This is a genomic window from Bacillus sp. NEAU-Y102, assembly GCF_054788175.1.
In genome coordinates, this window is record NZ_JBTWFK010000004.1 from 392,885 (window position 1) to 418,644 (window position 25,760).

Annotated in this window: 26 protein-coding genes, 1 pseudogene, 1 riboswitch and 2 other annotated features; of the genes and pseudogenes, 18 read left to right on the top strand and 9 right to left on the bottom strand. The window is 33.2% G+C overall.

From position 1 onward, the window contains the following. Positions 1-3: 3 nt before the first annotated feature. On the top strand, positions 4-546 hold the full coding sequence (locus ACYFX0_RS13820; protein ID WP_000959120.1) for a hypothetical protein: 543 nt from the start codon (positions 4-6) through the stop codon (positions 544-546). A 38-nt stretch (positions 547-584) separates the two neighbouring features. Here the strand turns inward: ACYFX0_RS13820 and ACYFX0_RS13825 are convergent, their stop codons facing one another. Then, positions 585-857, bottom strand: a complete 273-nt coding sequence (locus ACYFX0_RS13825; RefSeq protein WP_001043905.1) for an HU family DNA-binding protein — start codon at positions 855-857, stop codon at positions 585-587. A gap of 204 nt (positions 858-1,061) precedes the next feature. Here ACYFX0_RS13825 and ACYFX0_RS13830 point away from each other — a divergent pair, with 204 nt between their 5' ends. Both ACYFX0_RS13830 and ACYFX0_RS13835 read left to right on the top strand, forming a co-directional pair. Beyond that, the gene (locus tag ACYFX0_RS13830) at positions 1,062-1,829 is read left to right on the top strand and encodes a DUF3891 family protein (protein ID WP_106081160.1); all 768 of its coding nucleotides are present in this window, start codon (positions 1,062-1,064) and stop codon (positions 1,827-1,829) included. 14 nt (positions 1,830-1,843) lie between these two features. Then, positions 1,844-2,368 (top strand): DinB family protein, encoded by a 525-nt coding sequence (locus ACYFX0_RS13835; protein WP_106081159.1) that lies wholly within the window; start codon positions 1,844-1,846, stop codon positions 2,366-2,368. Positions 2,369-2,459: 91 nt separating this feature from the next. On the opposite strand, the gene ACYFX0_RS13840 is transcribed toward ACYFX0_RS13835, so the two are convergent. From ACYFX0_RS13840 to ACYFX0_RS13850, 3 genes are all read right to left on the bottom strand, one after another. Then, on the bottom strand, positions 2,460-3,653 hold the full coding sequence (locus ACYFX0_RS13840) for a S8 family peptidase (protein ID WP_000790929.1): 1,194 nt from the start codon (positions 3,651-3,653) through the stop codon (positions 2,460-2,462). A gap of 227 nt (positions 3,654-3,880) precedes the next feature. Continuing rightward, positions 3,881-5,248, bottom strand: a complete 1,368-nt coding sequence (locus ACYFX0_RS13845) for an alanine/glycine:cation symporter family protein (protein WP_000449404.1) — start codon at positions 5,246-5,248, stop codon at positions 3,881-3,883. A 106-nt stretch (positions 5,249-5,354) separates the two neighbouring features. Then, positions 5,355-5,475, bottom strand: a riboswitch (glycine riboswitch). Between the two features lie 208 nt (positions 5,476-5,683). Further along, positions 5,684-6,259, bottom strand: a complete 576-nt coding sequence (locus ACYFX0_RS13850; protein ID WP_001170866.1) for a hypothetical protein — start codon at positions 6,257-6,259, stop codon at positions 5,684-5,686. 132 nt (positions 6,260-6,391) lie between these two features. On the opposite strand from ACYFX0_RS13850, the gene ACYFX0_RS13855 reads away from it, so the two are divergent. The 7 genes and pseudogenes from ACYFX0_RS13855 to ACYFX0_RS13885 form a co-directional block, all read left to right on the top strand. Continuing rightward, positions 6,392-6,736: a hypothetical protein gene (locus tag ACYFX0_RS13855; protein WP_003278183.1), complete on the top strand. Its 345-nt coding sequence runs from the start codon at positions 6,392-6,394 to the stop codon at positions 6,734-6,736. 396 nt (positions 6,737-7,132) lie between these two features. After that, positions 7,133-7,753, top strand: coding sequence for a DUF4937 domain-containing protein (locus tag ACYFX0_RS13860; protein WP_460270757.1), 621 nt, complete (start codon positions 7,133-7,135; stop codon positions 7,751-7,753). Between the two features lie 186 nt (positions 7,754-7,939). After that, complete coding sequence (gene rluF / locus ACYFX0_RS13865; RefSeq protein WP_001222160.1) at positions 7,940-8,647, top strand: 23S rRNA pseudouridine(2604) synthase RluF; 708 nt, start codon at positions 7,940-7,942, stop codon at positions 8,645-8,647. 121 nt (positions 8,648-8,768) lie between these two features. Continuing rightward, positions 8,769-8,992: a binding site (T-box leader), on the top strand. A gap of 36 nt (positions 8,993-9,028) precedes the next feature. Then, positions 9,029-9,251, top strand: a binding site (T-box leader). Between the two features lie 44 nt (positions 9,252-9,295). Beyond that, the gene (gene thrS, locus ACYFX0_RS13870) at positions 9,296-11,218 is read left to right on the top strand and encodes a threonine--tRNA ligase (RefSeq protein WP_460270759.1); all 1,923 of its coding nucleotides are present in this window, start codon (positions 9,296-9,298) and stop codon (positions 11,216-11,218) included. Between the two features lie 249 nt (positions 11,219-11,467). After that, positions 11,468-12,235, top strand: coding sequence for an ABC transporter ATP-binding protein (locus ACYFX0_RS13875; RefSeq protein WP_061667006.1), 768 nt, complete (start codon positions 11,468-11,470; stop codon positions 12,233-12,235). A gap of 11 nt (positions 12,236-12,246) precedes the next feature. Then, entirely contained in the window at positions 12,247-14,127 is a 1,881-nt protein-coding gene (locus ACYFX0_RS13880; protein ID WP_000897903.1) for an FtsX-like permease family protein, read from the top strand. A 148-nt stretch (positions 14,128-14,275) separates the two neighbouring features. Further along, positions 14,276-14,376: pseudogene (locus ACYFX0_RS13885) on the top strand (MFS transporter); the annotation flags it as partial. Between the two features lie 72 nt (positions 14,377-14,448). Here ACYFX0_RS13885 and ACYFX0_RS13890 read toward each other — a convergent pair. Beyond that, the gene (locus ACYFX0_RS13890) at positions 14,449-15,186 is read right to left on the bottom strand and encodes a ZIP family metal transporter (RefSeq protein ID WP_460270762.1); all 738 of its coding nucleotides are present in this window, start codon (positions 15,184-15,186) and stop codon (positions 14,449-14,451) included. Between the two features lie 155 nt (positions 15,187-15,341). Here ACYFX0_RS13890 and ACYFX0_RS13895 point away from each other — a divergent pair, with 155 nt between their 5' ends. After that, positions 15,342-16,208 carry an MBL fold metallo-hydrolase gene (locus ACYFX0_RS13895; RefSeq protein WP_460270764.1) on the top strand — a complete coding sequence of 289 codons (867 nt, stop codon included), beginning with the start codon at positions 15,342-15,344 and terminating at the stop codon, positions 16,206-16,208. A 164-nt stretch (positions 16,209-16,372) separates the two neighbouring features. Here ACYFX0_RS13895 and ACYFX0_RS13900 read toward each other — a convergent pair whose 3' ends face one another. Together ACYFX0_RS13900 and ACYFX0_RS13905 are read right to left on the bottom strand one after the other, a co-directional pair. Next, entirely contained in the window at positions 16,373-17,326 is a 954-nt protein-coding gene (locus ACYFX0_RS13900) for a nucleoside hydrolase (RefSeq protein WP_460270766.1), read from the bottom strand. Between the two features lie 21 nt (positions 17,327-17,347). Next, on the bottom strand, positions 17,348-17,950 hold the full coding sequence (locus tag ACYFX0_RS13905; RefSeq protein WP_075717869.1) for a DUF2441 domain-containing protein: 603 nt from the start codon (positions 17,948-17,950) through the stop codon (positions 17,348-17,350). 212 nt (positions 17,951-18,162) lie between these two features. Here ACYFX0_RS13905 and ACYFX0_RS13910 point away from each other — a divergent pair, with 212 nt between their 5' ends. The 6 genes from ACYFX0_RS13910 (at position 18,163) to ACYFX0_RS13935 (ending at position 22,238) form a co-directional block, all read left to right on the top strand. Beyond that, on the top strand, positions 18,163-18,648 hold the full coding sequence (locus ACYFX0_RS13910; RefSeq protein WP_053564543.1) for a hypothetical protein: 486 nt from the start codon (positions 18,163-18,165) through the stop codon (positions 18,646-18,648). Positions 18,649-18,821: 173 nt separating this feature from the next. Then, a complete protein-coding gene (locus ACYFX0_RS13915; RefSeq protein WP_000676258.1) occupies positions 18,822-19,247 on the top strand; it encodes a DMT family transporter in 426 nt (141 codons plus the stop codon). A gap of 19 nt (positions 19,248-19,266) precedes the next feature. Beyond that, the gene (locus ACYFX0_RS13920; protein ID WP_460270769.1) at positions 19,267-19,962 is read left to right on the top strand and encodes a Crp/Fnr family transcriptional regulator; all 696 of its coding nucleotides are present in this window, start codon (positions 19,267-19,269) and stop codon (positions 19,960-19,962) included. 16 nt (positions 19,963-19,978) lie between these two features. Further along, positions 19,979-20,449, top strand: coding sequence for a DMT family transporter (locus ACYFX0_RS13925; RefSeq protein ID WP_061667012.1), 471 nt, complete (start codon positions 19,979-19,981; stop codon positions 20,447-20,449). Between the two features lie 610 nt (positions 20,450-21,059). Further along, complete coding sequence (locus ACYFX0_RS13930) at positions 21,060-21,467, top strand: GNAT family N-acetyltransferase (RefSeq protein WP_106081146.1); 408 nt, start codon at positions 21,060-21,062, stop codon at positions 21,465-21,467. Between the two features lie 117 nt (positions 21,468-21,584). Continuing rightward, positions 21,585-22,238: an MBL fold metallo-hydrolase gene (locus ACYFX0_RS13935; protein ID WP_000401471.1), complete on the top strand. Its 654-nt coding sequence runs from the start codon at positions 21,585-21,587 to the stop codon at positions 22,236-22,238. Between the two features lie 122 nt (positions 22,239-22,360). Here the strand turns inward: ACYFX0_RS13935 and ACYFX0_RS13940 are convergent, their stop codons facing one another. Continuing rightward, positions 22,361-22,984, bottom strand: a complete 624-nt coding sequence (locus ACYFX0_RS13940) for a TetR/AcrR family transcriptional regulator (RefSeq protein WP_016077751.1) — start codon at positions 22,982-22,984, stop codon at positions 22,361-22,363. 121 nt (positions 22,985-23,105) lie between these two features. On the opposite strand from ACYFX0_RS13940, the gene ACYFX0_RS13945 reads away from it, so the two are divergent. Then, on the top strand, positions 23,106-25,337 hold the full coding sequence (locus ACYFX0_RS13945; RefSeq protein ID WP_149185686.1) for an MMPL family transporter: 2,232 nt from the start codon (positions 23,106-23,108) through the stop codon (positions 25,335-25,337). A 46-nt stretch (positions 25,338-25,383) separates the two neighbouring features. Here ACYFX0_RS13945 and ACYFX0_RS13950 read toward each other — a convergent pair whose 3' ends face one another. Further along, entirely contained in the window at positions 25,384-25,566 is a 183-nt protein-coding gene (locus ACYFX0_RS13950; protein WP_001060657.1) for a DUF4021 domain-containing protein, read from the bottom strand. Between the last annotated feature and the right edge of the window lie 194 nt (positions 25,567-25,760).

Consider the following 25,760-nt stretch of genomic DNA (forward strand, 5'->3'; position numbering starts at 1 on the left):
CTCATGTTAGTGGCGGAAAATAGAAAGAATGAATTCACTTATAATATACAAGCAATTAAAAATATTTTATTTTCTGGAGATACATCATCCATTCACGCTTTAGAAAAGCTTTTAAATGATACAGTTCAGTTTGATGTTCTTGAACAAGAGGCACTTGGTAGACAGTACATTCCGAAAGAAGCAAAGAATTTCTTTGATAAAGATGGAACATTTCTTTACCGTGTATCTAATGTTAGTTATAAAGGTAAGGTTTTATCTGAAAATCTAATTTTTGCAGACACTTCGTTTTTACCGGACGCAATAAAGAGTGAATTAGAGAGTGGAAATATTCCTGTTGAAAAGCTTATAGAAAAGATGGAAGTAAGAAGAAACGTATTATATGAAGGATATCAGCCATCTGGAAATATTATCGAATTGTTTGATGGATGTTCTGTTACAGCGAATGTGTATCCAACTAGAAAGTATCAAATTGTAAGTAACTGCAAATGTGTATTTTATATTTGTGAAGTGTACCATGCAGAGAATATAAAGCAATTGCTTAAATGAAAACAAGAAACCAGCCTATAAAATGGCTGGTTTCTTGTTTATTTAACAGCTTCTTTTAATTCTTTACCTGCTTTAAATGCAGGAACTTTACCAGCTGCGATTTGAATTTCTTCGCCAGTTTGCGGATTACGTCCTGTACGAGCAGATCTTTCGCGCACTTCAAAAGTTCCAAATCCGATTAATTGAACTTTATCGCCAGATTGTAATGCATTAGCAATTGTGTCAAATACGGATTGTACAGCTGCAGAAGCGTCCTTTTGAGAAATATCAGCTGATTGTGCTACGTTTTTAATTAATTCTGTTTTGTTCATGTTTTCACCTCATAAAAAATTTTTTGGAATGAATGTTTTAGTATAATAGATAGTAAAGATAAAGCTATCACTATGATTAGAAAGAATACTATATAATTATGTTAATTTCGTTGCAAGAGACTGAATCCCTTCTATTATTTAGGGATTAATTAATAATCGATGCATATAAAAAGCTTAAGTATGAGGATGAGGGGGAGTATAGGAATGATTTTTCGTGAAAAAAATGAGAAGGAAAGTATATTAATTCGTCAACATGATCATGGTTTTTTAGCTGGAGAGATTGCAAAGCATATAAAAGAGGACTTTTTTGAAGGTAAAACATATTTAAAAGAAACAGTTGATGCAATATATGAGCATGACAGAGGATGGATAGAGCTTGATAAAGTACCAATTTTGAATGATGCTAAAAATATTCCATATACATTTATGGATTGTCCAAGCCCATTACGTTTTGTTTTTTATACGATTGGTTTGAATGAAATTGAAAATTCTAATCCATACGGGGCATTGCTTTGCAGTAAACATTTTTTATCATTTCCACTAAACGAGGAAGATGAAGAGATGATGTCATTTTATAAACATGAATTAGAACGACAAAAAAGAATTTTGAAAACGTCAACAAAGGAACAGTTTGCGATGTTTGATAAACATTATAGATTATTAAAGTTTTGTGATGAACTTTCTTTATACGTATGTATGAATAAGCCTGGTGTAAAAAAGAAAGATGAAATTGATTTATTTAAAGATGGTTTTGAAGGAACAGAAATGTTTAATAGTAAGGAGGAGAAACTTATTCAAGCTGAATGGGTGGACGAGGAAACAATTCGGATTACACCATTTCCATTTCAAACGGAATTTCATACGTATGTAAAATATAAAACGATAAATAAACATGAAATGAAAGGAAAAGGGATTGCAAAGGCTGATAGAGAATCGGAAATGAAGAAACAAACCATTCGTTTCATACAATAAGGAGGTAATATAAATTGAAAGATTATATATTAAAACAGTATGATTACCATGCTTGGGCTAATACTAGATTATTCAATCGATTAAAAGAGTTACCAAACTATGAGACAATTTTTAATGAGCAGATACAGAGTGTATTCCCATCCATTAAGGATACTTTTGTGCATATTTATATTACAGATCAAGTGTGGTTACACATATTGCATGGTAAAAGTATGAATGAAGCAATACAAGACCGAGAAGATTTACGAAAACAAATTGAAACTAAATCGTTACATGAATTAGAAAAAATGTTTGAAAACATGGCAAATCAATATAAAGACTTTTTAATTACAATACAAGACGTGAATGCTGTATTTGTTATTGAGAACCCATATGCAGGGGCATTAGAAACTTCAATTTTAGAGTTAGTACAACATGTCGTAAATCATGGTACATATCATAGAGGAAATATAACAGCGATGATTCGTCAACTTGGTCATTCGTCGACAATGATGGATTTTGTACTGTATTTACATATGGTTAAAAAGCAGGGAGAGTAATATAGTTTGTAAGAAGGAGAGGCTTTAATTATAGAAGTCTCTCCTTCTATTTTATTCCGCATTCATGGTAGATCGACTGATTAAAGTTTTCTTAAGAAGCTTTATTTTCTTGTAATTGCTTAGCGTATTGTACAGCCTTAAATGCATTGACTCTACCATTTTTCCAGTACGTACCTGTACCACTAATTTTATCAGAAGTTGACTCAATAATTTGGCGAATTTGTGTATTGCTATATCCTTGATTTGCTAAAAGAGCAGCGACTCCTGCAACATGAGGTGTTGCCATAGAAGTACCACTTAATGATTGATACGAGCTTCCTTTATAAGTGGAGTATATATTTGAACCTGGTGCTGCAACATCTACCCAGCTACCATAAGTAGAAAATGAAGATTTCTTATCTGCTTGATCTGTAGAAGCAACTGCAATTACTTCGCTGTAATAAGCAGGGTAATTAGCTTTTGTATTTCCAGCATTTCCAGCAGCTGCAACTATAACAGAGCCTTTATTCCATGCATATTGAACGGCTTGTTGTAATGCAGTACCACCATTTGGAGCTCCTAAACTTAAACTAATTACTTTTGCTCCCGAATCAGCAGCTTCTCGAATACCTTGCGCTACAGCATCAAGTGTACCACTTCCTTGATTATCTAATACGCGGACAGCATAAATTGAAGTTTGTGGGGCAACACCAGCAATTCCGACACTGTTATTCGTAAGGGCTCCAGTAATTCCAGCGCAATGTGTACCATGACCATTACCATCATCAGATGTATTGTCGTTATCAACATAATCATGCCCGTAAATTACTTTCGAAGCCAAATCAGGGTGTGAGCCTTGAACTCCTGTATCAATAATAGCTACTTTTACACCAGGATCACTTCGTTGGCTATCCCAAGCTTGTGGAGCTTGAATCTTTTGCAATCCATATTGATTTTTAAAATATGGGTCGTTCGGAGTCCAAAAGGCGTGAACGTAATAATTCGGTTCTGCATATTCTACATCTGGATTATTTTTATAACTCTTTATTTTTTCTTTTACAGTACCTTTCGAAAATTGAACGACTTCAAAACCTAACTTATCATCTTTAGATAAGACATTAGCTCCGACAGATTTATGAAAAGATTGCACGTTACTTAAAGATGCATTTTGCTTGAACTTAACGATTAATTGGTTAGGAACGTAATCAGTAGATGATGTTTCAGCGCTTGAAGTATTCGTGTTAAAGAAGAAACCACCAATAATAAATGATAAAACAGATAGGAAAACAATGATTTTGTTTTTCAAAAGATTTTTCCTCCCTTTTCTTGGATAAGTTTTTCAGCGACGCTTTAATGTCGCATTCCTTTTCAACTATATAGTTAGACCATACGATTTATGTCATTTATGTGAAAAACTTTTAGTGGAATAAAAAAGGGAAAGATTGATATAAATATATTTTTAATGATATTTACTGAGTAAGAAAACAAAAAAAGGAATGCTCATCATGTATGAGTCATTCCTTTTTTCAGAGATTAACTTGCCTGTTTTTTATGACTTTCTTTTAATTTCTCTGCATGTAAAAAGCGATTCGTTTCAGCGACAACAATACTACTTAATCCAATTAGACCAATTAAGTTTGGAATTGCCATAAGTCCATTTGCAATATCCGCAAATGTCCATACGATGCCTAATTTTAAATTCGCACCAATAGCAATCATGACGATAAAGATTGCTTTATAATATTTAACAGCACTTTCTCCAAATAAATAAGCCACGCATTTCTCTCCATAATACGACCAGCCTAAAATAGTAGAGTAGGCAAATAAAATAATTGCGATACCGAGAATCATACTACCAGCAGTACCGAATACAGATTGGAATGCAAGTGTTGTAGCTTCAACGCCAGTTTTACCTGATTTCCATGCACCTGTTGTAATTAATACAAGTCCTGTAATTGTACATACAATAAACGTATCTAGAAAAGTACCGGTCATAGAAACTAATGCTTGCTTTGCAGGTGAATCTGTTTTTGCAGCCGCCGCGGCAATAGGGGCACTCCCTAAACCAGCCTCGTTCGCAAATACACCGCGCGCCATTCCGATTTGAATAGCTGATGCAACTGTTGCTCCGATAAAACCACCAGCAGCTGCAGTACCAGTAAATGCACCAGAAAAAATAAGTGAAAATGCTTCTGGAATTTGATCGTAGTGATAGAAAATAATAATAAGGCCAGCAATGATATAAAAGAAAGCTTTAATAGGAACGACATATCCCGTCACTTTCCCGATTTTTTTTACACCGCCTAAAATAACAATTGCGATTAAAAATGCCATTAGTATACCAGTTAAAGCAGGAGGGAAAGAGAAATTAATTCGCATTGCCTCTGCAACTGAATTAGATTGCACCATATTACCAATACCGAAAGAAGCAGTTGTACCGAATATAGCGAATAATACTGCTAGCCATTTCTTACCCAAACCACGTTCTAAATAATACATTGGCCCACCTGAATATTCACCATTTTCATTACTAACACGGTATTTCACTGCAAGTATTGCTTCAGCATACTTTGTTGCCATACCGAACAATGCGGTAATCCACATCCAAAATATTGCACCAGGTCCACCTATAGTAACAGCTGTTGCAACACCAGCGATATTTCCCATACCAATCGTTGCGGCCATAGCTGTCATAAGTGCTTGGAAGTGACTAATATCTCCAGAAGAAGAGGTATCTTCTGATTTTTTAAATGCTAGTTTGTGAGCGTATAATAGTTTACTAAACTGTAAACCTTTTAAACGCACTGTGAGAATGACACCAGTTCCAACGAGTAGCAACAAAGTTGGTAATCCCCACACGTATTGATTTAGTTGTTCTAATACTCTACTTAATGTCTCCATCTTTATTCTCCTTTTTTAGAAAAAATAAAAACCACTTCAAGTAAATGAAATGGTCTCTGGAGAAACAAGAGATAGAAAAATAAACCGATACAATCGGCTTTTTCTTTCGCTTGTCTCTGTCCTTTTACCTGAGAGATTATCCGCTAAAGTAGCGGATTTGCTCCTTCGGTGCTCGTTTTCCTCCGCGCTCTATAAAAGCGAGAGGGAGTCTCTCCAGAGATTCGTCCCCATGCAGTTCTACTTGTAACCAAGACCTGAGAGTTTCAAAGTTGGTATAACAACTTTTTGCCCCGTCGGTAGATCAATAGACCTTCTCCTGAATGGTTCATCCGAATTATAAAATTTACAAACACATTGATTGTAAATCAATAAAAATATTATAGACAGACAAATTGTAAATTGCAATCATTTTTTATTTTAAAATAGTAAATAGTTTTATTTTTTTGTAAGTCCTAATTTATCTTCAACTTCATTTAAAGTAGATAAAGCGATGACAATATGTTGATCCGCAAGTCCTAAAGCTTGTTTTGTTTTTTCAATAGTTTCATTGGTTGGAGTAGAGTTATTTGCTCCGTCTATAATCAAATTTGCTGCATTTTTCATGAAATTTGATGCGGATTTAAACTGAGTTGTGAATTGAAGTAGTTGTTTTTGTATATCTATATCTGTTATGTTTTCTTCAATTTTAAGTGTGTCTATTTCGTTCATAATTGTTTCATACTGCTTGGAAACGGCATTCATTGTAACTAATAGTTTATTTCGATCTACTGAATCTCCATTCGTGTTAATCTCTTCCCAGGCAGGCAACCAATCTTTTTCAATGATTTCATTATAATTAGTAGTCAATTCATTAATTTTAGGTTGTAATTTCGTTTTGAAAGTTTTTGTATCCGCTGTTTCTACAGGTGCTTTTTCGTTGTTATTTTTAACATTAGTAACGTAGAAAATTGTACCGAAAATGATGAAAATAGAAATAATAACTGTCCATTTAGTAAAAAGTAATTTCTGCAATATGTAACGCCTCCAAAATTTAAAAACTTATAATTATAATATATAACAATAATGTTGTTTGGAGTAGAGAAAATAGGTTGGAAATGATTTAAATTATGTCTTTTCTATACATAAATAATTAAATTTAGTAAAATGATGAAAGTTATATGTGAGAAAAGAGGGTTTTTAGTGAAAATGAATAGAAGAAAACTAGTTTCAAGTATTTCAATGGCTATGTTATTAGTTGGTGTAATTGCATTCATATTTATGAATAAAGAATCTAAAATTAAAGGTTTTCCAGTACCAATGTCAGCAATTCATATTAACGATGATAAGGAAGAGGATTATCAATATATAAGTGTAATGCCAATTACAAAGGCGAGTGGATGGGAGAACTTAGGGGAAAACGGGCATACTGTTAGTTTTAAAAAGGGGGAGCGGAAGGTAACTGTATTACATTATCCAGGAGAAATTACGTATTATTTGTTTGAAAAATAATTGATGATAAAAGAGATAGGGAGTAGATGATAATGTAAGATTGTTTACTTTCTATCTTTTTTGGATTTTAATTCTGAATTGTTTGAATTAAAATTATTATGCGTATAGTATAAAATAATATGTTTTATTGAATGATATAGATAATTGGTAATACATAATAATGTTATGTAAACTATAAGCGGGGTAAGAAAGCAAAGCAAGAGATTTTAATTTTTATATTTTAGATGTATTTTTACACGGTAAGTATTCCAATAATCAACTTACAACATTTACGGAGGGCATCAAACTTTGAATAAGTAATGGAGTTGATAACAAAATAAATTAACGTTTGTGTATATGGAAAAATAGAAAGTATGGCGAGTGGGAAATGGATCGAATCATAAGGGGGAATTAAAAATGTTACTAAAAACAATCTACTGTAAGGTGGAAGAAGAGAAAAAAGAATTGTTTTCCAGTGCGCAAGAAAAATGGCGTGATATACAACACCTAGATGGTTTTCATGGACAATTTGGTGGATGGAATGAAGATGAGGCATGTGTATTTACTTTATGGGAAGATAGAAGTGTATATCAATCATTTATGAATGGAGCTCACGATACAATTTATTTAAATAGTAATCAAGAGGATACGTTTCTTTCATGTGAAATTGAATTATTTCAAACGTTGTATGATATAACTGATATGCATTTGAAAGACGTTGTAATAGAGGGAGCATTCGTAAGAGTTGCTATATGTGATGTAAAGTTGGAAAAGGAAAAGCATTTTTTACATAAGCAAGAAACAATTTGGAATAAAGGAATGGAAAAAGCAAAAGGAATGCTAGGTGGAGTAGTTGGGAAGTCTTTAAAAAATGAAAATCGTTACATAGTGTTAACGTATTGGAAAGATGAAATAGCGCACCAACATTATGTGGAAGAGATTTTCCCAGATTTATATAAATTAGCTAATATTCATGAAGATATAGAAGAGATAAAAGGAAAACAAGCTGTATGTAAGGAAGAATGGCTTGTATATTAAACGCTGAAAAAGTGCATAAATGATTGTATAATAACGATATTTTCTTATAAACAAGTAATTAATAGAAGACGTTATATACCCTTTCATGTTAATATATTTAAGTTATAATAGGAGGCTTACCCTTTTGTATTGTACGGTAGAAGCAGTGTGAGCTTGAAATTTTTTTTAGAAAAGGATGTGCCTAATTTGCGTATCAATAAATTTATTAGTGAAGCTGGAAAAGCGTCTCGACGTGGAGCGGATAAACTAATTAATGAGAGAAGAGTAATTATTAACGGTAAGGTTGCAAAAATTGGTGACCAAGTAAATCCAGGTGATGATGTACGAGTAAATGGAGAGCAGCTTCGAATTGCTCGAGATCACGTATATATCGCTTTAAATAAACCAGTAGGTATTACATGTACGAGTGAAAAAGCTGTAAAAGGTAACATTATCGATTTAGTGAACCATCCTTTACGAATTAGTCACATTGGACGTCTTGATAAAGACTCAGACGGTTTAATTTTGTTAACGAATGATGGTGATATCGTTAATGAAATTTTACGTGCTGAAAACAAACATGAGAAAGAATATATCGTTTCAGTAGATAAGCCAATTACTCCTGATTTCTTAGAGAAAATGGCAGCGGGTGTTAAAATTTTAGGAACAAAAACGCTTCCTTGTGAGATTACACAGCTATCAAAATATGAGTTCCAAATTATTTTAACCCAAGGGCTAAATCGCCAAATTCGCCGTATGTGTGAAGCTTTAGGTTATCAAGTATACACGTTAAAACGTACGAGAATTATGAATATCGAATTGAATAATTTACCAGTTGGGCAGTGGAGAGATTTAACGAAGAAAGAGAAAAGACGTCTATTTGCAGACTTAAATTACGAACCACAAGATTGGTAAAATTGTGAAGTGAAACCAAAAAAATTTGGTTTCACTTTTTTAATTAAATAAATAATTTTTTTAAACACTTGCAAAAATAAAATGAATAAGATATATTAAATAACAATAAATGGATGTTTTACAAAAAGCAAAGAAAAGGACACGAGTTATTTTACCCGGTTATACAGAGAAGGAAGGAGAGCTGAGAACTTCCTAACGCAGAAAAATAACTTACCACCTTAGAGCTGCACTAGGGAAATTAAGTATCTAGTGCCGTGTATGCGACGTTATCGCAAAAGAAGCCATTATGTTTTTTGTGATGGGAATCTGGGTGGAACCACGGATATAAGCATATTCGTCCCTATATTTAGGGATGAATATGCTTTTTTGCATTCAATTTCATAATAAGCGAAGAAAAGGACACGAGTTATTTTACCCGGTTATACAGAGAAGGAAGGAAAGCTGAGAACTTCCAAACGCAGAAAAATAACTTACCACCTTAGAGCTGCACTGGGGAAATTAAGTATCTAGTGCCGTATAAACGACGTTACCGTAAAAGAAGCCATTGTATGTTTACAATGGGAATCTGGGTGGAACCACGGGTATAAGCACGCTCGTCCCTATTTTAGGGATGAGTGTGCTTTTTATTATGAAATGGAGAGATGAAAAATGAAAGAACAAATGATTGAAATTAAATTTCCAGATGGTAGCGTGAAAGAATTTGTAAATGGAGTTACTTTAGAAGAAATTGCTGGATCCATTAGCAGTAGTTTGAAAAAGAAAGCAGTCGCGGGGAAAGTAAATGATGGATTATATGATTTACGCCGAAATATTGAAGAAAATGCGGAAGTGGAAATCATTACTATAGATTCAAATGAAGGTGTAGAAATTGCAAAACACTCTGCGGCACATATTTTAGCGCAAGCTGTAAAAAGATTGTATGGTGATATAAATCTTGGAGTAGGGCCTGTTATTGAAAATGGATTTTATTATGATATGGATCTTCCAAGTAGTGTAAACATAGAAGATTTACGAAAAATTGAAAAAGAAATGAAAAAGATTATAAATGAAAATATAAAGATAGAACGAGTTGAGGTTTCTCGAGAAGAAGCAGCTAAGCTGTTTCAAGAAATAGATGATAGTTTGAAATTAGAACTTTTAGAAGCAATTCCTAGTGGAGAAAGTGTAACACTATATAAACAAGGTGAATTTGTAGATTTATGTAGAGGACCACATTTACCATCTACAGGTTATTTGAAAGCATTTCAATTAACTCACGTTTCCGGTGCATATTGGCGAGGTGATAGTAATAACCAAGTGCTTCAGCGTATATATGGTGTTGCATTCTCTTCTCAAAAAGAATTAGAAGAGTATTTACATTTCGTTGAAGAAGCAGCAAAAAGAAATCATCGTAAGTTGGGAAGTGAGCTTGAGTTATTTATGTTTTCTGAAGAGGCTCCGGGAATGCCGTTTTATTTACCGAAAGGACAAATTATTCGAAACGAATTGGAAGCATTTTTAAGAGAAATTCAAAAAGAGTACAATTATCAAGAAGTACGCACTCCGTTCATGATGAACCAAGAAGTATGGGAGAGATCAGGGCACTGGGGACATTATAAAGATAATATGTATTTCTCTGAAGTAGATAATAAAAGTTTTGCATTAAAACCGATGAACTGCCCAGGGCACATGCTTATGTTTAAAAATAAATTGCATTCTTATCGTGAATTACCGATTCGTATGTGTGAATTTGGTCAAGTACATCGTCATGAATTTAGTGGTGCGTTAAACGGATTATTAAGAGTACGTACTTTCTGCCAAGATGATGCACATTTATTTGTAACTCCAAAACAAATTGAAGATGAAATTAAATCCGTAATGGCGCAAATTGATTACGTATATAAAACTTTTGGATTCGAATATGAAGTAGAGCTTTCTACTCGTCCAGAAGATTCAATGGGTGATGATAAATTATGGGAGCAAGCAGAAGCAGCATTAGAAAATGTATTACAATCGCTAAATTATAAATATAGACTAAATGAAGGTGACGGTGCATTTTACGGGCCGAAAATTGATTTTCATATTAAAGATGCTTTAAATAGAAGTCACCAGTGCGGAACAATCCAGCTTGATTTCCAAATGCCAGAGAAATTTGATTTAAATTATATAGATGAAAATAATGATAAGAAAAGACCAGTTGTTATTCACAGGGCAGTTTTAGGGTCATTAGATCGCTTCTTAGCAATATTAATTGAGCACTTTGGAGGTGCGTTCCCGGCATGGGTGGCACCAGTTCAAGTGAAAATAGTTCCGGTTTCAAATGCAGTACATGAACAATATTGCAGTGAGGTTGCACATAAATTAGCACAAGCTGGAGTTCGTGTTGAACAGGATGCACGAGATGAAAAATTAGGATATAAAATAAGAGAAGCACAAATGCAAAAAGTACCGTATGTTCTTGTTATTGGGGATAAGGAAATGGAAAGCGGAGCTGTAAATGTACGTAAATATGGGGAAGAGAAGTCAGAAGTTGTTGCGCTAGATGTATTTGTGGCAAGGATTGAAGAGGAAATAAAGAATAGAGAATATTGATTGTAAAGAAAACACACTATTAAAAATTAGTGTGTTTTCTTTTTTATCTTACAAAAATGTAAGGTAAATGTAAGCGAAATCGAGGGAACGAGTTGTAGAAAAATGAGAATATGAAGTAGGAAATAGGTTCATGTTACGGATGTAACTCTTATTGAATGCATAATTAAAAAATTCTTAAGAATTCACATGACAAAATAATAAGAAATATGTGAGAAATTGATTTTATACAAAAGGGATGGAGTGAAAGAGATGTCAACAAATGTAGTTACTGTAGAAAGTGTAGAAAAAACGTATGGGAAAAGAAATGAGAATCAGTCAAAAGCATTAAGGGGCGTATCGTTAAGTATTAAAGAAGGAGAATTTGTCGGGATTATGGGGCCTTCTGGATCTGGAAAAACGACTTTACTTAATGTGATAAGTACACTTGACCAGGCGACAGGTGGTAGTGTGACGATAGCTGGAACAAATATTACTTCTATGAAAGGTAATGCATTATCAGATTTTCGATCTCAAAAATTAGGTTTTATCTTTCAAGATTTTAACTTACTAGAAAATTTATCAATTTATGAAAATATCGCTTTACCACTTTCTTTGCAAGGCGTACCGTCCAGTGAGATTACTGGAAAGGTAAATGACGTTGCAAAAAAATTAGGCATCACTGAAATTTTAACAAAATATCCGACTGCTGTTTCTGGAGGACAAAAACAAAGAACAGCGGCGGCAAGAGCTTTAGTACATAATCCGGCAATTGTATTAGCAGATGAACCGACAGGAGCGCTTGATAGTAAAAACGCAAAAAGTTTATTAGAAGCGATGCAAGATTTACATGAAAATCACAATGTAAGTATTTTAATGGTTACACACGATGCATTTAGTGCAAGTTATTGTGAGCGTATTTTATTTATTCAAGATGGTCTTCTTTATAAAGAATTAAATCGTCAAGACACTCGAGAGAATTTCTATCAAGACATTTTAGGTGTGCTCGCTCATATGGGCTCAGCTGCTGAGTCTAAGTAGGGGGCGAAACTATGTTATTTAAATTATCACGTCATAGTATGAAAAAGATGTTAAAAGATTATATGGTTTTACTTATTGGTCTCGTTATTAGTATTAGTATTTTCTACATGTTCCAAACGATGGCGATGAATAGTGAATTTACGAAAGATAATAGCCTAATTAGTAGTATTAGACTCGTCTTTTGGGTAGGTGCAATACTATTATCTTTCATTACTGTATTTTATATTATATATGCCAACTCTTTCTTGCTCACGTTAAGAAGAAAAGAACTCGGTATGTACATGATGCTTGGTGCGAAAAAGAAAAAAGTAGCACAGTTATTATTTATTGAAACATTCGGTATGGGGATTGTAAGTATTATTATCGGTATTGTAGTAGGGATGTTACTTGCAAGTGTAGCAGGAAACTTTTTAATGAATGGAATGGAAATTTCAGCAAAAGGTAGTTACGCATCTGTATACACACCAGCAATTTTAGTTACAGCTATTTTCTTCTTAATACTATTTTTCATTACTGGCTTAATGAACAGCGTCCGATTGTTACGTAAAACTGAACTAGAGTTAATTCGTGAAGATGAAACACTAGATGAAGTGAAGAAAAGTAAAACTCGCATTATTATAATGACAGTACTTGGTGTATTACTGGTAAGTACAGGGTACTATTTTATGATCAATGTAAAAATATATGCTGAATTAGGTTTTATTATAGCAACCATCGTTACAACACTTGGAACATATTTTATCTTTAGTTCATTACTCCCATTTTTTGTGATGAAAATTAAAGGGAATAAAAAACGAAATGAAATTGGTCTAAATAGTTTTACATATGCACAGCTACGCTTTCGAGTAAATAGTTTATCGAGAGTATTAGGTACTGTAGCGATGTTAATTGCATTAGGAGCAGGTGCGATGACTGCAGGTATGGCGTTCCAAAAAAATGTAGGTATTATGACAGACTTTTCTCGTGTATATGATGTTGTAATTCATGATCCGAATGATCAAGACAAAGCGGCCTTGAAAGAAATGGAAATTGTTGAAGAGAGCAATTACAAATATAAAGTAGATGGAGAAGCGGTTTATTATTTACGTAACGACTTAACTGCGAAACCACCACTTGTTTCAGACCATTTTGATACAAAAACTTTAAAAGAGCCTGTTCGTAAACGTGTGACTGAACCTTTAACTGAACCTGTATATTCAGCTTTAGAGGCTCCTGAATTAGCAAAATTCCCTCAAATGCCAAAGGATTGGGAAGACGCAGTTGTAAGAGAGATACAAATTACGCATAATCAATTTAGCGGAAAACCAGTAAGAATTGCAGACGAAGAGCATTATAAAGGGATTCAAGGAACAGAACACACTGTAACATTAGCAAAAGTAGATGATATGAAAAAATATAAACCGTTATTGATCGAAATAGACAAGAGACAAAAAGAACAAATTGAAAAAGCAACAGGTGCAAAGGTAGACTTATTTACGAAAATGACAATTTATCAGTTTATGAACAGCTTCATGAGCGGAACAATGTTTATGGGATTTTTCCTCGGAATTGCCTTTTTAGCAATGATGGCGAGTTCCCTTATGTTCAAAATATTAACAGGTGCTTCTCGTGATGTACGCCGTTATGAAATGTTACGAAAAATCGGCGTAAGACGTAGTATGTTAACGAAAAGTATATATAAAGAAATTTCATATTTATTTATCTTCCCAGCAATCATTGGCATCTCTCACGTTTTAGTGGGGCTTAACTTATTCAGCTTTATATTAGTTGATCCGTTTGTAAAAGTGTGGGTGCCAATAGGAATCTTCTTAGTCATTTATTTCATCTATTACTGGATAACTGTTCAACTTTATAAAGGGATGGTAATGCCGAAAGAAGAGGTAGCTAAATAGTTTATGAAAAGAGTCCTTGTTTTGAAAATAGGGCTCTTTTTATGTTTTTTATAAAGAAGGAAAAGATTGGTAATGATCGAAAAACATAATGTTATTTCCAATAAATTACTAAAATGATAATGTTTTATTAAGAGAAACGACCCGAAGTATGAAAGAAATGCTACAGTTATTTCGAAACAAAGTGTATGCACGTTTTTTCTAGGGAATATTTTAGAGCGACTTAGTTCTATGATTGCTGGAATTATTCTTTCTATAGAGAGATAGAAAGAATAAAAAAGATAGCTGAAGACAAATTGTTTTCAGCTATCTTTTTTGTTTAATTTAGTGATGTCCAGCTAGTAGAGTAAACGCTATTATTAGGAGAAAACCACTAGTTGCCCACATTAGAAATGTAAGGAAAGAGAGCGGTTTCTTAGCTTTCCAAAGCATTTCATGAATTGTGACATATCCAAGTGAACCAATAGCACTTCCCATAATGAGGCCTTGCAGGTGAAGAGCTTTTCCTTCCATCAAAATTCCAAAAACCGTACCAGTACCGAGAATAAGAGAAAGTAATAAAGTCGTTAATAAAAAGGAAATATATTTATGCTTTGTAAAAAGAAATGGAATAATTAAAGCTAATCCTTCTGGAATATGGTGCACGACGATTGCTATTAAAAAGGGAATGGCAGAGTCATTATGATTTATAAAAGCTGTACCTAACGCAAATCCACTAGGTATATTATGAATAAATATAGCGAAAGAGAGAAAAAGGAAGGTTTGCCATGCTTGTTGATCTTTTTTATGTATCATTGGATGATGACAATAGTTATCTAATAAGCTCATAACTAAAATACCGATGGCTATACCAAGTATAGGCCCAATTATTTCATAGCTTGAAAATGTTTCAGGGATAATTTCAAGTGATAATAACCCGAATAAAATACCACCACATAATGCGTATAAACGATGCATCTTTTCTTCAATGAGTTGGCGTGTTGCTACTCCAACAGCACCACCTAACAGTAATCCACCGAACGAAAAAAATGTTACAATCATTGGGATCCATAAACGTTCCATAGTATCACACTCCGATTCTATTCCCTTATTTTTAGCTTACGAAAAATTAAGTTGGATTAGTCCAAGTAATTGTGTTTGAGTATAGAGAAAAAAGTAGTGATTCGTTATAATTTATATATTAAATTTAAGTGAGAAAATGAAAAGGGGAATTGGTTATGAAACAAATTAAAAAAATAGGAAACTCATTTTGGTATATGACACCAGTTTCTGAAACGGATAGACCTATATTAGGAATGGTTGTTGGAAAAGAAAAAACTTTAATGATTGATGCAGGGAATTCAGAAGAACATGCACAATTATTTTTAGAAATGTTAAAAGAACAAAATGTATCGAATCCTGATTTTGTAGCACTAACGCATTGGCATTGGGATCATATTTTTGGATTATCTGTATTACGGAATGCATTAACTATTTCGCACGCTGAAACGAAAAAAGAAATGCAGGCAATAGTATCTTATGAATGGACAGATGAAGCGTTGGACGCACGCGTAAAAGAGGGTACTGAAATTGAATTTTGTGCGGATTGCATCAAGAAAGAGTTTGAAGAGAAAGCGAGAAATATTAACATTATTCCTCCAACCTTAACGTTCCAGGATCAAATAGAATTAGACCTTGGTGAAGTGACCTGCGTGTTAAAACATGTGGGCGGAGATCATGCACATGATTCTGTTGTTATGTACATAAAAGAAGAAAAGATATTGTTTTTAGGAGACTGTATATATGCAGATATTTTTTCTTCGAAGTGGAACTATACGACGAAAAGAACGTTTAAATTGATAGATGAATTAGAGAAATTTGATGCTGAGACATATATTCTTTCTCATGGGGAAGCGATAAATCGAGAGGAGTTTTTACAAGAGATTCGTATGTTAAAAACAGTAGGAACTTATACAGAAGCTCATAAAGGTGATGAAGAGAAGATAAAGGCAGCGTATAAACAAGAACTAGATAGAGAATTAAATGAAGATGAGTTAGAAACAATAACTTATTTTGTCAATGGTTATGAAGTGAATAATCAATAAGACACTACATTAATCCAATATAATTAAATTGCACAAAAAGAGTATTGAAATTTAATTCAATACTCTTTTCAATAGTTAAATATGTAGTTTCAACTAAATTCTAAATATAGGGGTTCATCGTCTGAAGTGATTTTATTCTATTTATTTTTCGTATAGATAGTGGTTCAAGTAGAAGCTTTCTTTGCTAATTCAGTAATATATTCAAAGAATACATCACGTTTTACATCATAAACGACATTTACAGGTCGTCCATCAGCAGTTTCCTCTGTACGTCCTTGGCTTGGTCCGTATGTATGAACGATACTATTAATCGTTTCAGTTTTTGCAAGGCTAGTGTTTCCGACAAGCGCGGTAGTTAGTACATCCCATAAATAATAAGTAGAGTTCGTTGAGAAGTGAACGAGAGGGGGGACCATTGCATAACATTGACCAAGGAAATCCATACCAATATGCTTTCGTTCTTTTGCCCACTGTTCACGTATGTTTATAGTTAACGGAACTTGGTTTGTACTTTCTAGTGTCACTAAGTCGATTTTAATTTTTGCATCCCATACACGAGCCACTGCTTCAGGATCCCAAAACGAATTCCACTCAGCTGTTCCATCATGCTCTGGTTCATGTACATTGCCTGCTGTAAGAAATGTACCCCCCATCCAAACGAGACATTCAATTTTATCTTCAATTATGGGAGCTTCATATAACGCACGAGCAAGGTCAGTTAGGGGCCCGGTAAATAATAAAGTTGTTTTTCCTTCCGTTTGTAGAAGTGTTTCTATTAAATGGTGATGTGCAGGCTTTGCTGCCATGGGTGCTACAACTTTTCCAGACTCATTTAAAATTGGTAAAGCATCTACATAAAATGCATGCATCCGCCAGTCTTTCGGAAACGGGTTTTGCCCGCGAGAGTTTGAAGCGGCTACTGCAATATTACCTTTGCCGAAGCGATCGATAATTTTACGACTGGCAGACATTGCGGGTTCTAAATAGCAGTCTGCTGGGATAACAGATACACCGGTAAGTTCAACGTTTTCCATTTGAAGTAATAAAAATAATGAATTTAAATCATCTACGCCGCCATCATGATTGAAGTATACTTTTTTCTTCATTGTAATCTCCATCCTATATGATTTAGTTAGAAATTAAATATGAATTGAGGAAAAGTCATCAATAATTTCCACCACTTCAATTTCTCCATTAATCAGTAGCTCAGGAAGCTCATTTCTAATATTTCCTTTCCAATACTTTCTAGCTTGTTCGATTTTTTGAGAAAAAGGAATACCATCTTCTTTCGGTAAAAGATTCCCGTCACCTTCAAAAGAACTTCCGATTACTCGTAGTTTAACAATCTGTAAAACTTCTCGATTGTAAGAATCAAATAGCGCTTTCCATTTCAAAGCATCCTCATAGCTTTTAGCAGCGTATAAACAAGATAACCTGGAAGGGTATTCAGGGAATTCTTGTAGTCTAACCATTTCTACAATTGTTTCTCTAACTGCTCTAATTGTTTGATTCATATAATTCATAACTACTTTAGCATTTTCATTATTTATATGTAATTCGTCATTTTTATAGTGATTATTTAAAATTTGTATACCATCTTCACCACTAACATTTAATTGTTCTCTTTCAAAAAAGAAGTGATATAGAGTATTGTGTTGATTTTTTTTAAAAGGAATCATTTGTCCGATATGCATTCTTTTCCTTGTTACGATGTGATATGCGTAAAATTCTGTTTCATTCATGGTTATCCTCCTAGTAATAATGTAATGCAATGTTAAATTTAGTAATTCAACATTGAAATATATAAAACCTTTATAAGTAAAAGTGAGAATTTGAGTTGAAAGTAAAGAAAATACATGAAAACGTTTTAAATTTGTTCACAAAATGTTCACTTACGAAGGGGGTTCCAATGTCGATATAATGACAAAGACTCAAAGAGAGAGGATGATGAAATTTGCCAACAACAAGAAAAGAAAACCTCCAATTTGGCATGATGATGTGCCTTGGAATGGTTATCGTAATGACGTTTTACAATTTACTAATGAATGAAACAGGAGGACCAATTTATATTAAAGAGATTGCATTAGAACTATTAATTGGCTTTATTATTGCGCTATTAATTGAAATAAGTATAGTTGGACCTTGTGCGAAAAAAATTGTATTCATGTTGCCATTTGATAAATCTAAGAAAATAAATATTATCGTTGCAATGGCGACAACTATGGTAATCGGAATGGTGTTCTTTATGTCATTTTTCGGTATGGCTATGATGCATTTACATGGTGGACTACAAGGAGATTCATTTGTTTCAATTTATTTTTCGATTTTTATTAAAAATTTCATAATGGCATATCCATTACAATTAATTATTATGGGACCGCTTGTACGTTTCTTATTTGCAAAATTTGTTATGAAAAAGAAATCTTTTAATGTAGCGTAATTTTTATTTATAAAACATTATATATATAAATAATTAAAAAACACATCTCGTATTTTTGAGGTGTGTTTTTTTCATTCCAAGTTATTTTCATAGTGATGTGACATTTGTCCTTTTGCCATTATAGGATGATGGTTTTTAATTAAGTCAGAAATAAAGGATGAGGAGATGATTTTTTGAAAGGTATTCTATTTGCTGTTTTTGCGGGGATATTTATAACACTTCAAGGAACCTTTAATGCGAAACTTAGTTCACATATCGGTATATGGTCGACGAGTATTATAACCCATTTAATTGGATTCATTATTGCAACAACTGTATTTTTGTTAAAGAAAGAAGAGAAAGTAACGGATTTAAAGAGTGTAAAAAAAATATATTTAGTAGCGGGTGCATTTGGTGGATTCATTATTTGTGCAGAAACTATGGCGATATATTCACTAGGAGTTACATTGACAGCTGGCACACTAATGGTTGCTCAATTGTTAACGGCAACAGTTATTGAAATGAAAGGACTGTTTCATATAAAAAAGATACAGATGGAGAGATATCATATTGTGGGAACAATAGTAATGATTATAGGTATTGTTGTATTTAATATGTAAATGAAAGGAGGAAATGAATATGGAGAATAGATCAAGTTTAATTACGCATTATTTGAAAATCAATAAAACGCTCGAGTTTTTTTCCGAAATAGATACAGCATATTTTCAATTAAATCATTTTGAAAAAGACGAGCTTATTTGCAATATAGATGACGAAATTGATCGTTTATATTTTGTTGTTAAAGGTAAAGTAAAAGTTTATACGATTACACCTGAAGGGAAGAAACTAATCCTTCGCTTTATTAATCCACTCGCAATTGTTGGTGATATTGAATTAATTCAAAATAGCAAAGCACATAATGTCGTTGAAGCTTGTTCAGATGTTGTAGCGATTTCCATTTCTAATACGGTTATTAGAAACAAGTTATTACATGATCCTATATTTATGAAATTCTTACTTGAAAACATTGCGAACACGTTAAAAATATCGACTCGTTTTACTGCTCTTAATTTACTTTATCCTGTAGAAGTACGTGTAGCTAGTTATTTACTTTCAATTTCAACAGATAGTAACGGAAATATGTACAAAGGGGATTTGGATACGACTTCGGTAACGAGTATTGCAGACTTTATAGGGGTAAGTTATAGGCACGTAATTCGGGTATTACAAAGATTTTATAATGAAAAATTAATTGAAAAAAGTAATGGAGTTATTGTCATTAAAGATTTTTCTAGAATGAAGGAAGTCGCTAAAGATAATATATATGAGGAATGAAAGGGAGAGGAAGATTTTGATTGGATTTAGTTTAGCTATATTAGCAGGAATATTAATTAGCTTACAATCTGTTTTTAATGCAAAAGTAAATGAAAATGTAGGACAGTGGTTAACGACTACATGTGTCCTTGGAATAGGTCTCATTAGTTCTATTCTATTTTATATCATTACAGAAAACAGTATTAGCATTAAAGTGTATACTGCAAATTATTTGTTTTATGTAAGTGGACTGTTTGGCATCGGGTTAATTATTTGTATAATGGGTGCAATAAAGAGTTTAGGTCCAGCATATACGGTGCTAATTAGTCTTATTACTCAATTGGTCGTTGCGTTATGTATTGATACATTTGGATTATTTGGAATGGAGAGCATTCCATTACAAATAAATAAATTAGTTGGTATAGGTTTATTAATTGTAGGAGTAGGAATTTTTAAAAATATCTTTTCGAACAAGAGAGCTATTAGAATAACGGAGGATGAGATTTAAAGGTTATAAGGATGTTGATAATCAGATTATAGATGTTTATGTAGTGGGAATACATTTCATATATGTCTCTGTTAGTGAAGGGTCTATATATATTCGAAAAAAAACGTGAATTAGCTATTAGTGTAGTTGAAAAGAAGACGTCAATAAGTTGAGGTCTTCTTTATGTATTGTTCTGAAGTTATCAGAACTTAAGTATAAGGGAATGGGAAGTGGTTTAAGTTAAGCAGAATATACCCGAAAATAAAATATTACTAAACGTATATAACTAATGAATACAATGTCTTTTTCAGTTATTAAGTTGTAAATCATTTTATGATAAAATCTTTTACATAATTTAATAAAGGGGTAGTTTTCAATGGGTTATTTCTCAAATGGTTTATTAGTTTTGTTTGTGCTAATCGTATGCAGTTGTATATTTTTTGGTTGATAATATAATGAGAGTCTTATATAAAAGAAGTTATCTTAAGTGAGATAATTTCTTTTTATTTTATATTGAGAAGGAATTCTATCTTTCTTATTGAAGTTTGTTCTAGTTATTTTTACATCGATCAGATTTGTGTAAAGGGAATTTTATGAAATATAAACAAGCCAGAGAATAGGGAGTATTTACATGGAAAATAGTATACGCCACACAAGTGAACATCCTACAGATTTTAATGGATTAATATCCTTATACGAATCTTTAGGATGGAATTCTCTTAAATTAACGGTTAACGAGTTAGAACAAATGTGTAAGCAAAGTTGGTATGCAATTTATGTTTTTGATGATAAGAGGTTAGTAGGGATGGGGCGTGTCATATCAGATGGAGTCATAACAGGCATTATTTGTGGAGTTGGTGTATTGCCAAAATATCAGTCTAGTGGCATCGGAAAAGAAATAGTGAAACGATTAATCCAGCACTGTGAACAAAACAAGGTTATTCCACAACTTATGTGTGTAGAAAAATTGCAATCTTACTATGAATCTATAGGGTTTGAAGCATTCTCTATTGGGATGACAAAACATATTATAAGATAGAGGTGCTTTATCCCGCTATTTGCCGGGCAGTAAAACCCCCACGGATTAAAGTTTCACTTTATATTTTCAGTTTACTCGTACATATTTTCAAACTTCAGTATAAAGGAGAATGGCTGTATGGAGATTGCTAAAGGGATAGAAATGTTACAACTTGAATTTCAAGAATTTGTTATTCATCCAATTCTTTTATGGGATGATGAAATGGCAGTATTAATAGATACGGGTTTCCCAGGACAAATTGAAGATATACAAGTAGAGATGGAAAAGGTTGGGGTATCATTTGATAAGTTAAAAGTCGTGATTTTGACGCATCAGGATATTGATCATATAGGTAGTCTTCCGGAGTTGTTGCAGCGCTGTGGAAATAATATTAAGGTTTATGCGCACGAATTAGATAAGCCATATATTGAGGGGGATTTGCCTTTATTGAAGGAAGGAAATGTAGAGAACCGACCAAAAGGAAAAGTGAGTGATACTGTGATTGACGGGCAAGAACTTCCGTATTGCGGTGGAATACTAATTCTTCATACTCCAGGGCATACTCCGGGTCATATTAGTTTATATTTGAAACGAAGTAAAATTCTTATTGCAGGAGACTCTATGTATAGTGTGAATGGGATGTTAGGAGGAATTCACGCCCCAACAACTATAAATATTAAGGAAGCAAAGCAGTCTTTGAAGAAGTATTTAAATTTACATATTGAATCTGTAGTTTGTTACCATGGGGGATTAAGTAAGGAGAATATAAATGTTCAACTTCAAAATTTGTAAAGTTAAAATGGAGTTTTTTGTTAAGTGACGTTGAAGTATAATCTGATTATTAGTATATAAATAAATTATAAAAGAGCATGTTTGAAAAAATTAAACATGCTCTTTTATTAAAGTAAATCAGTTTAATATGAATGACCTAACCCATTCCAATAAAAAGAAACGATTTTTTGTGCTAATTCATCTATATTTGCAAGAATAGGATTGTGATTCTCATCTTTAAAATTCCCAATTGATAATAAAGATACGAAAGCATGAGCCGCAAATGTAGCGTTTCCTTTCGGAATTTCTCCGATGTGCATCGCAGTATCGAGTGCTTTTTCTAGTACTTCATACATATTATCTTCAGCATTTTTTAATTCTTTCAATTGTTTTTCAGATAACGACAGTTTTGCATCTTTCATAAAATTTTTCATATCAATATCCATCGTTGCGTGTAAGTAAACTTTAGCGAAGTCTAATAATCTTTCTTCTAACGTTTTGTTTGTAGAGAGTATTTGAGACATATTTTCGCGTATACGTACCATCATTTCGGTCATAGTAGCGGTAAATAAATCGGCTTTTGTTGAATAGTAATAGTAGACAGTTGCTTTCGTAACACCACAAACTTTTGCGACCTCATCCATAGAAACGACTTGATAATTTTGTGTAAGAAATAAGCGGGTTGCCACTTCTAAAATGGTTTCTTTTGTAGATTTTGTATTTTTATTTTGACGCGGCCTTCCGAGAGGACGTTGTTTTTGTTCCAAATACATTCGCTCCTGACATTTATGATTGAGATAATTATAACATAATTTTCAATCATTCTTGATTAATTAACCGACCAGTATATATAATTAATAATGGAGGAAAAAAGGAAGGTGGGTTTTTATGAAAAAGCACCCGTTACATATGTTAGGGAGGCTTGTAGCAGGGAAAAATACGCAATGGATCACTTTATCGGTGTGGGTTCTTATTACATTATTACTTTCATTTACGTTACCACAAGTAAACAGTACGAAAGAACCGAATCCAAAAAATTTACCTGAAACAGCTATGTCACAGCAAGCGGAAGCGCTTATGAAAAAAGAGTTTCCGAATAATGCAGGGAATCCGTTGTTAGTAGTATGGTATAGAGATGGTGGATTACAGTCACAGGATTATAAACTCATACAAGACGTTTATAAAGAGTTAAAAGCTAGTCCTTTAAAAGAACAATCAACGTTACCGCCATTTGATACAATTCCAGAGCAAGTATTATCAAAAAGTGCATCAAAAGATGGTACATCATTTGTTACACCGGTATTCTTTAATAAATCTGCTGGTACGGATATATTAAAAGGGAATCTGGAAAAAATTGTAAAAATAGTGAATAGTAAGGTGGATGAAGATCCATTTAAACAAAAAATAAGTGAATCTGGTTTACATGTTCGATTATCTGGGCCTGTAGGTATTCAAACGGATGCAGTTAGTTTATTTAGTCAAGCAGATGTGAAATTGTTAGTGGCTACTGTATTATTAGTCTTGGTCCTATTAATTTTGCTTTACCGTTCGCCAATTTTAGCAATTTTACCTATACTTGTTGTTGGCTTTGCATACGGTATCATTAGTCCTACACTCGGTTTTTTAGCTGATCACGGATGGATTAGAGTAGATGCCCAAGCAATATCAATTATGACAGTATTATTGTTTGGTGCTGGAACGGACTATTGTCTATTTTTAATTTCGAGATATAGAGAGTACTTGTTAGAAGAAGAAAGTAAATATAAAGCATTACAACTTGCGATTAAAGCTTCTGGCGGTGCAATAATAATGAGTGCGTTAACTGTTGTACTTGGATTAGGAACATTACTACTTGCTCATTATGGTGCCTTTCATCGATTTGCAGTACCATTTAGTGTTGCTGTATTTATAATGGGAATCGCGGCTTTAACCATTTTACCAGCACTATTATTAATTTTCGGTAGGATTGCATTTTTCCCGTTTATACCGAGAACAACTTCAATGAATGAGGAGTTTGCAAGAAAGAAAAAGAGGGCTGTAAAAGTTGAAAAATCAAAAGGCTCCTTTAGTAAAAAACTTGGAGATGTAGTAGTACGAAGACCGTGGACAATAATTATGCTAACTGTGTTTGTATTAGGTGGATTGGCTTCGTTCGTACCACGTATTCAATACACATATGACTTATTAGAATCGTTTCCAAAGGATATGCCTTCTCGTGAAGGGTTTACGTTAATTAGTGATCATTTCTCAGCTGGTGAACTAGCACCAGTAAAAGTGGTTGTTGATACGAAAGGAAAAGAGCTCCCTATTAAACAAGAACTAGAGAAATTTTCTTTCGTAAATACAGTGAAAGAGCCAAAAGAGGGAAAAGAAAATAAGCAAATACAAATGTATGAAGTTTCTTTAGCGGAAAATCCATACTCAATTGAAGCGTTAGATCAAATTCCTAAATTGAAAAGTAATGTAGAAAAAGTATTAAAAGATGCTGGGATTCGTAATACTGAAGATCAATTGTGGATTGGTGGAGAAACAGCTTCATTATATGATACAAAGCAAATTACTGAACGTGATGAATCAGTAATTATTCCAGTAATGATTAGCATTATCGCTTTACTATTACTTGTCTACTTACGATCGGTTGTTGCGATGATTTATTTAATTGTAACTGTCGTTTTATCATTCTTCTCAGCGTTAGGAGCAGGATGGATATTGCTTCATTACGGTATGGGAGCGCCGGCCATTCAAGGTGCGATACCGTTGTACGCATTCGTATTTTTAGTTGCTTTAGGTGAAGATTATAATATCTTTATGGTTTCAGAAATATGGAAAAACAGAAAGACACAAAATCACTTGGATGCAGTAAAAAATGGTGTAATACAAACAGGTAGTGTTATTACATCGGCAGGTTTAATTTTAGCAGGAACTTTTGCAGTGTTAGGTACACTTCCAATTCAAGTATTAGTTCAATTTGGTATTGTAACTGCAATTGGCGTATTACTAGATACGTTTATCGTAAGACCGTTACTTGTACCCGCAATTACAGTTGTGTTAGGCCGATTTGCTTTTTGGCCAGGTAAACTTTCAAGAAAGAGTGAAGAAATACAAAAGGTGGATGCATAGTTAAAAAAGCCAAGGATATTTTCCTTGGCTTTTTCAATGTAGTTAATTAATTTTTTGAAGTCAAATCATCAGCTGCAGCGTGATCAGCATCTTCAATTGTTGTTTCGGGCATTCCGTATAAGCCGTTCATTGCTTGTTCTTCGATAGTAAGGTTTGCAGTATTATTATTTTGAATAGATGTAGTGTTTTCAGTAACATTTTCTTTTTTATTCATATTTTTGTTATTCATGTATGTATCCTCCAAATTTCATTTGATTTATCTATAGTATGTGGATGGATTTCCAGAAATATGTGAATTGATTCTTACATATGTTATATAATTAAATAAATAATTAGGGTGAAATGTACACTGTTAGGAGTGAACAATTATGGTGAAAGCAAGGGAATTAGCCTTCTAAAATAAAAAGAAAATTTTAGGAGGCT